The following is a 9,025-nucleotide window of genomic DNA, read 5'->3' on the forward strand; positions in this document are numbered from 1 at the left end:
AACCATGGGGTTTTTAGGGTGCAAAACCAAACTCAATCCACAAGCAAAAAAATCAGCTTCACCAACATTGAATAATTTTTGCATAGAATCAGGCAACTTTCCGTGAACGGCAGAAATGTTCACACCACCTTTTTCAAAAACATTTCCGTTTTCGATAACGCGAGTTCTTCCACCACCACCTTCCAGTCTGTCCCATAAATCTTCACGAAATTTGGCTTCACCGTCAATATCTTCCAAACCTTTGCAGATTTGATCTTGTAAGTTTTGTATGTATGCGAAAAATTTATCTTTCATATTCTAATTCATATAATTCCATGTCTAATGGAGTTTCATCAGTTGGGGTAAATTCATTTAGCAATGTTCTTTTCCATGTAAATCCACAATTTTCAGCAACTTTACAACTACCAACATTTGATTTATGAGCAATGATTTGTAGTGTTTTTAATTTCAACTCATTAAAAGCAAACTGCATCATTTCATTTACTGCTTTAGATGTATAACCTTTTCCTTCATAATTAGCACCAATACAATAGGCAAATTCACCACTTTTTTTGGCCCAATCAATTTTTTTGAGAATCATTAATCCTATTAAAATTGATTTTTCATCACGAATTGCAAAAGTAAAGTTTGAATGTTCCTCAATTTCTCTGTTTTTAGTTACAATATATTGAGTTGTTTTTTCAACTGTTGAATTACTAGATAATGTAACTGGAAAATATTTTTTTAACCTTTCAGAATTTGATAAAATAAAATCATATAACTCTACTGAATCGGATAATTTTAACTTTTCAATATTGGAACTTATATTACTCATTACTTACTTTCATACTCTTTAACCGCATCAACAAAAGCTTTCGCATGATCCACAGGAATATTTGGTAAAATTCCGTGACCAAGGTTTACTATGTAATTATCTTTTCCGAATTCGTCAATCATTTCGTGAACCATTTTCTTAATCACAGGAATTGGAGATAACAATCTAGAAGGATCAAAATTACCTTGTAATGTTTTCTTTCCACCTGTTAAATATCTTGCATTTCTTGGAGAAACAGTCCAGTCTATACCAATTGCAGCTGCTTTTGATTTTGCCATTTCATCTAATGCAAACCAACATCCTTTTCCGAAAACAATAACCTTTGTTTCTGGTGCTAAAGCTTCCACAATTTGGTTCATGTAATTCCATGAAAATTCTTGATAATCAACTGGAGAAAGCATTCCTCCCCAAGAGTCAAAAATTTGTACTGCATTTACTCCATGTTTTACTTTTTCTTTCAAATATAAAATGGTTGTATCTGTAATTTTTTGCAATAATAAATGAGCCGCAACGGGATTTGAAAAACAAAATCCTTTAGCTTTATCAAAACTTTTTGAACCTTTTCCTTCCACAGCATAGCAGAATATTGTCCAAGGTGAACCTGCAAATCCAATTAAAGGAACTTCGTTGTTCAATTTTTCTTTTGTCATGTCAATGGCATCCATAACATAACCTAAAGTTTCGTTGATGTCTGGAACAAATACCTTATCCACATCAGAAGCTTTACGAATTGGATTTGGTAAAACTGGTCCAATTCCGTCTTCTAATTCTACATCAATTCCCATGGCTTGCGGAATTACTAAAATATCTGAAAACAAAATAGCAACATCTGGTTGAATAATTCTAATAGGTTGAATCGTAATTTCAGAAGCTAATTCTGGAGTTTTACATCTTGTGAAAAAATCATATTTTTCTTTGATTGCCATAAATTCAGGCAAATATCTTCCTGCTTGACGCATCATCCAAACGGGTGGTCTATCAACAATTTCGTTGTTTAAGGCTTTTAAAAATAAGTCGTTTTTAATCATTTTTTCTAAGGTTTCAAAGTGACTTAGTAGCTGAGTTACTAAGTTTATTTATAATATTTTACTATTTCTTCAATTACATTTTCAACAGTTGGTTGAGCAGCAATTTGTATGTTTTTTGTTTTATTTTCTAATGCTTTTGCCGTTGTAGTTCCAATGCAAAAACAAGTTTGATTTTCTATTTTGTTTTTCATGAAATAACTTTCAATCGCTGACGGACTAAAAAATAAAATTCCATCAGTGTTTTCTTTTACTCTCTTTGGATTTAAAGATGTTTCATAAACTATTACTTCATTCCATTTTATAAAATTATCATTTAACAAATCAGGTAAAGTGTTTCTTCTAATATTTCCTGAAAAAAAAGTAAACGAATGATTTTGATATTTTTCTTTAATTAATGTTCCTAAATCACTTGCATAATCTGCATTTTCTTGAATAATAAAATTATGTTTTTCAAGAAATTGTTTTGTTTTTTGTCCAACACAAAATATTTTTCTTTCCTTAACTTGATTTACAATTGGGTTTTTTAAAATCCTTTTAACAGCATTTTTACTCGTAAAAATCACATATTCATTAAGTATTTTAACATAAAAATCTATTGATTTCGTCTTAATAAAATTCTTTTCTATTATATTAAATTCAGCTTCAATAAGTTTTTGTTTTTTTGCTTTACTTAATTTTTTTGTAGATAGAATTGTTTTCAAAAGCTATAGTTTTATTTCACTTTCTTCTTGATCTTCACAATAAAAAGAAATGTCCTTATTATTTCCATAAACCACTAAAATATCACACTCTTGTAAAACTGTTTCTGGTGTTGGCCGACCAATAGTTTCTTTAATTATAGTTTTTTTACCTATTAAATTGCGTTTTTCACGCTTTCTGATTATTGTAATTAATGTTAAGTGATACTTATCAATATCATTCAATTCCGCTAAAGTTTTACCGTGAAACTCAGGTTTAGATTTAACTTCAGAAATAGTATAATTGTTATCCAATTGGTAATTTTCTAAAGTCGTTTTAAAATTGATTTGTTTGGTTAATCTATCTGCAGAATCTTGTTCTGGATGAACAATACTATGAATTCCCATAGCTTCCAAAACTGTATCGTGAATAGGTGACAAGGCACGAGAAATAATCTTAACATCTGAAAGTTTTTTAATAATTGCTGTAGTAATAATCGCTGCACCTTCATTTTCACCTATGGCAACGACAACTTTATCTGCGTCTTTTAAAGGAACAGCATCAAAGGCTAATTCATTAGTTGAATCCATACAAATAACATGAGAAATTTTGTCTTTTAAAAGATTTATTTTTTCCATGTTTTTATCTATTCCAATAACCTCGTTTCCTGTTTCCGTTAGTGATAACGATAATGACATTCCGAAGTTTCCTAATCCAAAAACGATTACTTTCATTTTGTATAGTATTAATTAATCAAAATATTTTCTTTTGGATACTCATAAAATTGATGATTCAATTGACGAAGTAATCCAACCATTAAATTGAGCATCCCTATTCTACCAATAAACATTGTTGCAATTATTACATATTTACTTGGCTCAGATAAAGTTGATGTAAAATTTAAACTTAAACCAACTGTACTATAAGCAGAGAAACATTCAAAAACAACCGTTAAAAGAGGCGTGTCAGTAGGTTCAAATATCAATAATGCCATGATGGAAATTCCAATCACTATTAATGAAATGCATAAAATAGCAAATGCCCGAGAAGTTGAATCACTACTAATTCTTCTTCCTAGAATCTGAATTCGACCCTTACCCATTGCAACAGCAAAAATGTTCAAAGTAGCTAATGCAAAGGTACTCGTTTTTATACCACCACCTGTTGATGCTGGTGAAGCTCCAATCCACATTAAAAATATCATAAACAACAATGAAGGAACGTTAAATTTTGTAAAATCTACCGTATTAAAACCTGCAGTTCTTGGTGTAACAGAATTAAAAGCGGCATTGGTGATTTTTCCAAAAACAGTATCGTGTATTAAAAGTGTATTGTTATATTCAGATATGTATAAAAATATAAAACCTGAAACTAATAAGAATAAAGTAGTATAAATTACCAATCTTGTATTTAAAGTTATAATTCTAACTTGCTTGTGAATTCTACCTTTATCAAACAACTCTAAAACGTAGGTTTTTATATATTGATAAAAATTGAAAATTATGTTGTGTCCTAATCCTCCAAAAATAATTAATATCATAATTATCCATTGCAAGAAGTAATCAAATCTTATGCTTTCATCAAATAATCCAGCTGAGAAAATTGAAAATCCAGCATTACAAAAAGCTGAAATTGAATGAAAAATTGAAAAGAAGAATTTGTTAGTTATACTATCATTGTCTAAAACCGAAAAATAGATAAAAACGGCTCCAATAAACTCAACGGAAAGTGTAAAAATAACCACATTTAAAGCAGCTCTAAAAACATCTTTTAGTCCTTCAGTAGCGATAAAATCCTTCGTATTCAGCCCTTCTTTAAAAGATGAACTTCCTCTAAAAAAGAAAGCAAAGAATGAAGTAAAAGTTAGAATTCCAATTCCACCTAATTGTATTAAAACTAAAATTATGGATTGTCCAATTATTGTAAAGTCTTTAGCCGTATCAACAACCGCTAAACCAGTTACACAAACAGCACTAGTTGCAGTGAATATTGCATTTGTAAATGAAATTCCGTTAGTCGTTGCACTAGGAAGCATTAGTAAAAAAGCCCCCGTTAACCCTAATATCATAAAACTTCCAACAAAGACAATTGCTGGATTAAAATAAATATCATAAATATGACGCACTAAAACTAGTAGTCGTATTAAAAAATAGAAAATTAGCCCTCCTTCTAAGATTGGCTTAACGTTTTGCAATATATATGAAAAGCTATAGTCTAAATGAATTAATGCCACAATTAAAGAAGCAAAAAGCATTGAAGATAATAATATAATATTAGCTAGTGCTACCTTTTTATTACTCTTAAATTTGTATTTAATGAATTTGAACAGGTTAAAACCTAACAAAGCAAAAGACAAAATAATCAATCCAATTACGTGAGGCGAATTGTAATTTTCTTCAAAATCATACCCAAAATCAAACACGATAAACAACAAAACGATGATGTCAAAAAATCGATAAAGGTAATTGAGTAATGATTCTTTTTCCATTTGGGAGTGTTATTTCACTTTTAATTCTGCTCGAAGTTTTTCCATTAATGGTTTTGCTCCTTTTTTTAATAGTTCTTTGGCACATTCTTGACCAAATTTTAAATAAGAGTCAAAATTACAACTTTTTTCAATCAAATACTTTTCTTTTCCGTCTAAAGAAAACAAAACACCTTGAAAATCAATTTGATCACCCTTTTTTACTGCCAAAGCACCAATTGGAGCCGTACAACCTCCTTCTAAAGTTCTAAGAAATTGTCTCTCTATATAAGTGCAAATTTCAGATTCCTTATGGTTTAATTTTGCTAAAGCTTCTCTTGTAAAATTATCATTTTCCATAGCAACAACAACCATTGCCCCTTGAGCTGGAGCTGGAATCATCCAATCTAAATTTAAAAAAGTATCAGGCTTTAAGTTAATTCTTTCTAAACCAGCTGCAGCAAAAATAGCTCCATTCCAGTTATTGTCTTTTAGTTTTTGCATTCGAGTATTTACATTTCCACGTAAATCTTCTACTTTATGAGTTGGGTATTTATTTAACCACTGTGCTTTTCTTCTTAAACTTCCTGAAGCAATTGTTCCGTCGGAGTTTAAAAAATCAAGATTTCCTTTATGTACTAATATGTCTAAAGTGTTTGCTCTTTCTAAAACTGAAGCTTGAACAATTCCAATAGGTAAAGCAGTTGGTACATCTTTCATAGAATGAACAGCAATATCTACTTCGCCTTTAAGCATGGCTATGTCCAAAGTCTTAGTAAAAATTCCTGTAATACCTAATTCGTATAAAGGTTTGTCAAGAATAATATCTCCTGTAGATTTTACAGCAATAATTTCAGTTTTATACCCTAATTCACGAAGTTTGTTTTGAACTGTGTGGGCTTGCCAAAGAGCTAATTCACTATCACGAGTTCCTATTTTAATAACTTTTTGAGACATTTTGTTATTTTTCGATAGCTTCAATTTGAAAAATTTTATTGATCCATTCAATACTTTCATCAAGTACGGTGTCTTCACTCTTTAGGTGATTGGCAAAATGATTGGTGATTTTTTGAATAATTCTATTGCTGATAATTTCAGCTTGTTCTTCATTAAAGTTTTGTAGTTTTTTTCTTTGGTAATTTAATTCGGTTTGTTTTATCGAACCCAATTTTTCTTTTAAAGAGTGAATTGTTGGTGCAAATTTTCTGGTTTTTGACCAAGATAAAAATTCAGTCATCACTTCTTCAATAATTTTTTCGGCTGCAGGAATGTGTTCTTTTCTTTTTTCAATAGTTTCATCTGTAACTTGTGACAAATGATCTAAATGAACTAAAGTGACATTCTCATTGAATTTGACATTCTCATCAACATTTTTAGGAATTGATAAATCTAAAATTAATAAAGGTTTCTTTAATTTTAAAATTTCTGCATCTACTGTTGGGTTTTGAGCACCAGTAGCAACCACTAAAACATCTGTTTTTTGAATCTCTATTTGTAAATCGGCATAATCTTTTACAATTAAATTGAATTTACCTGCAACTTTTTCAGCAGTAGCTTTTGTTCTATTAATTAGAACAATATGCTCGTTTTTAGTGTGTTTTACTAAATTTTCGCAAGTATTTCTTCCTATTTTTCCTGTTCCAAAAAGAAGAATGTTTTTGTTTCCAATATCTGGAACATTATTCATGATATATTGAACTGAAGCAAAAGAAACAGATGTTGCACCAGAACTTAAATTCGTTTCATTCTTAACTTTTTTACTGGCTTGAATAACAGCATTTACTAACCTTTCAACATAAGAATTGGCTAAGCCTAATTTCTTACTATCGTTAAAACTCTGTTTAATTTGCGATATAATCTCAAAATCACCTAAAATCTGACTATCTAAACCTGTTCCAACACGAAACATATGATTTAAAGCTTCTTTGTTTTTATAGACATAAGCCACTTGTTGAAAATCTTCAACAGTTCCGTTACTATTCTCGCAAAGCAATTTGATTAATTGAAAGGGATGCTCCGCAAAACCATATATCTCCGTTCTGTTGCAAGTTGAAGTAACAAGCAAACTTTCTATTCCAGCATTTTTAGCTTGATGTAATAAATTTATTTTAGCATTTTCGTCCAAACTAAATTTACCTCTCATCTCGGCATCAGCTTTTTTGTAGCTCAACCCGATAGCATAAAACGAAAGATGTTTTCCAATTGTAAAAGTATCCATATAATTAACTTCTCCTAAAAGTGATACAAATGTACTTTTAACAATTTTATAAAAGTAACGCTAAAAGTACTTTTTGTATCGATAGCAGAATTTTTCGTTAAAAATGTAATTAAAACATAAAAAACGTTTAAATTTGTAGTGAAATCAATGTTTAGCTAATTTTCTGTTTAGAACCATTCTAAATAAAATAAAGAGGAATTGGTTAAACAAAACTAAAAAAAATATCGCTATGAGTGCTGCAGAAGAAATAAAAATTGAACCAGATTTTATTTTATTGCGTTTTCAAAATGATACAAATGAAACGCAACGTTTTGAAAAACAGGTCAAAACAGGATTGATTCAATTTCATTTTAATGTGAAAGGGAAAGGTAAATTTATCTTCAATAATGGAAGCTATGCTTTAGATTTGAAAGAAGAAAAATCACTTCTATTATATAATCCTCAGAAAGAATTGCCTCTCCACATGGAGGTGGCTCCAAAATCTTGGATTATTTCTGCCTTAATTTCAATTAAAAAATTCCACACTTTGTTTTCAAATGAAGCCGAATATATTCCCTTTCTAAGTGCCGAAAACATGGATAAAAAATATTATGGCGAAGAAGATATTAGTCCATCAATGGCTATTGTTTTAAATCAAATTTTCCATTATAACCAAAACACATCAATCAAAAATCTATATTTAAAAGGTAAAGGTTATGAATTGTTGAGTTTGTACTTTAACAGAAATGAAGATCCAAATGCAGAGCATTGTCCATTTTTAATCGATGAAGAAAATGTCTTAAAGATTAAAAAAGCTAAGGAAATTGTAATAGCGAACATGGCTGAACCACCTGGTTTACAAGAATTAGCTGATCAAGTTGGATTAAATATTAAAAAACTAAAAGTAGGCTTCAAACAAATATATGGCGATAGTGTTTATAGTTTTTTGTTTGATTATAAGATGGAATATTCAAGACATTTATTAGATAGTGGTTCTTATAATGTAAATGAAGTTGGGTTGAAAATTGGCTACAGTACATCAAGTCATTTTATTGCAGCTTTTAAAAAGAAATTTGGGACAACACCCAAGAAATACTTAATGAATTTAAATCTGAATGTTTAATTTTAGTTAAGTCATTGATTAAAGTAATGCATTAATAGAAAAAAACAAAAAAATAACAAATAGTAAAGAGCAATATTTTTTACTTTTATAAAAAATTGATTGAAAAATAATTTAGAAAAATGAAAAAAGGAGTATTATTAGTGAATTTAGGTTCACCAGAAAGCCCAACGGCAAAAGATGTGAAACCTTATTTAGATGAATTTTTAATGGATGAATATGTAATAGACGTTCCATTTTTATTAAGAGCTTTATTAGTTAGAGGAATTATTTTACAAACTAGACCTAAAAAATCTGCTGCTGCTTACGCAAAAATTTGGTGGGATGAAGGTTCACCGTTAATTGTTTTATCAAAAAGATTACAAGCTAAAATTCAAAAACAAGTAAGTATTCCTGTTGAATTAGCCATGAGATATGGTAATCCAAGTATTGAAAGTGGTCTGCAAAAATTAAGCGATCAAGGCATTAGTGAAGTTTTACTGTTTCCATTGTATCCACAACACGCAATGGCTTCTACCCAGACAATTTTAATTTTAGCAGAAAAGCTTCGTAAAGAGAAATTCCCTCATATGAGTTTTACTATAATTCCCGCTTTTTACAATCAAAAAGACTATATCAGAGATTTATCAAATTCAATAAAAAGACATTTAGAAGGGTATGAATATGATCATTTATTGTTTTCTTATCACGGAATTCCAGAACGTCACATTCGCAAAACAGATAT

At 29.7% G+C, this 9,025-nt stretch carries 10 protein-coding genes; 2 read left to right on the forward strand and 8 right to left on the reverse strand.

What is annotated here, in order from left to right:
- From AACZ53_RS12115 to hemA, 8 genes are all read right to left on the reverse strand, one after another.
- Window positions 1-294 (reverse strand): coproporphyrinogen III oxidase (locus AACZ53_RS12115; RefSeq protein ID WP_339838816.1); only part of this gene is annotated, 294 nt, incomplete at its 3' end.
- A complete protein-coding gene (locus AACZ53_RS12120) occupies window positions 284-814 on the reverse strand; it encodes a GNAT family N-acetyltransferase (RefSeq protein ID WP_339838819.1) in 531 nt (176 codons plus the stop codon). The genes AACZ53_RS12115 and AACZ53_RS12120, both read right to left, overlap by 11 nt.
- The gene (gene hemE / locus AACZ53_RS12125; protein ID WP_339838822.1) at window positions 814-1,842 is read right to left on the reverse strand and encodes a uroporphyrinogen decarboxylase; all 1,029 of its coding nucleotides are present in this window, start codon (window positions 1,840-1,842) and stop codon (window positions 814-816) included. The genes AACZ53_RS12120 and hemE overlap by 1 nt, the downstream gene beginning before the upstream one ends.
- Window positions 1,843-1,886: 44 nt before the next feature.
- Window positions 1,887-2,543, reverse strand: coding sequence for a uroporphyrinogen-III synthase (locus AACZ53_RS12130; protein WP_339838825.1), 657 nt, complete (start codon window positions 2,541-2,543; stop codon window positions 1,887-1,889).
- Window positions 2,544-2,546: 3 nt separating this feature from the next.
- A complete protein-coding gene (locus AACZ53_RS12135; protein ID WP_339838828.1) occupies window positions 2,547-3,254 on the reverse strand; it encodes a TrkA family potassium uptake protein in 708 nt (235 codons plus the stop codon).
- Window positions 3,255-3,265: 11 nt separating this feature from the next.
- Window positions 3,266-5,008 (reverse strand): potassium transporter TrkG, encoded by a 1,743-nt coding sequence (locus AACZ53_RS12140; protein WP_339838831.1) that lies wholly within the window; start codon window positions 5,006-5,008, stop codon window positions 3,266-3,268.
- A gap of 9 nt (window positions 5,009-5,017) precedes the next feature.
- A complete protein-coding gene (hemC, locus tag AACZ53_RS12145; RefSeq protein ID WP_339838834.1) occupies window positions 5,018-5,941 on the reverse strand; it encodes a hydroxymethylbilane synthase in 924 nt (307 codons plus the stop codon).
- A gap of 4 nt (window positions 5,942-5,945) precedes the next feature.
- Window positions 5,946-7,202 carry a glutamyl-tRNA reductase gene (gene hemA, locus AACZ53_RS12150; protein WP_339838837.1) on the reverse strand — a complete coding sequence of 419 codons (1,257 nt, stop codon included), beginning with the start codon at window positions 7,200-7,202 and terminating at the stop codon, window positions 5,946-5,948.
- Between the two features lie 229 nt (window positions 7,203-7,431).
- Here hemA and AACZ53_RS12155 point away from each other — a divergent pair, with 229 nt between their 5' ends.
- Window positions 7,432-8,304, forward strand: coding sequence for an AraC family transcriptional regulator (locus tag AACZ53_RS12155; protein ID WP_339838840.1), 873 nt, complete (start codon window positions 7,432-7,434; stop codon window positions 8,302-8,304).
- Between the two features lie 119 nt (window positions 8,305-8,423).
- Window positions 8,424-9,025, forward strand: a 602-nt coding sequence (gene hemH / locus AACZ53_RS12160; RefSeq protein ID WP_339838843.1) for a ferrochelatase, incomplete at its 3' end; no start/stop codon positions are given.

The organism is uncultured Flavobacterium sp. (assembly GCF_963975005.1).
Taxonomy (GTDB): domain Bacteria; phylum Bacteroidota; class Bacteroidia; order Flavobacteriales; family Flavobacteriaceae; genus Flavobacterium.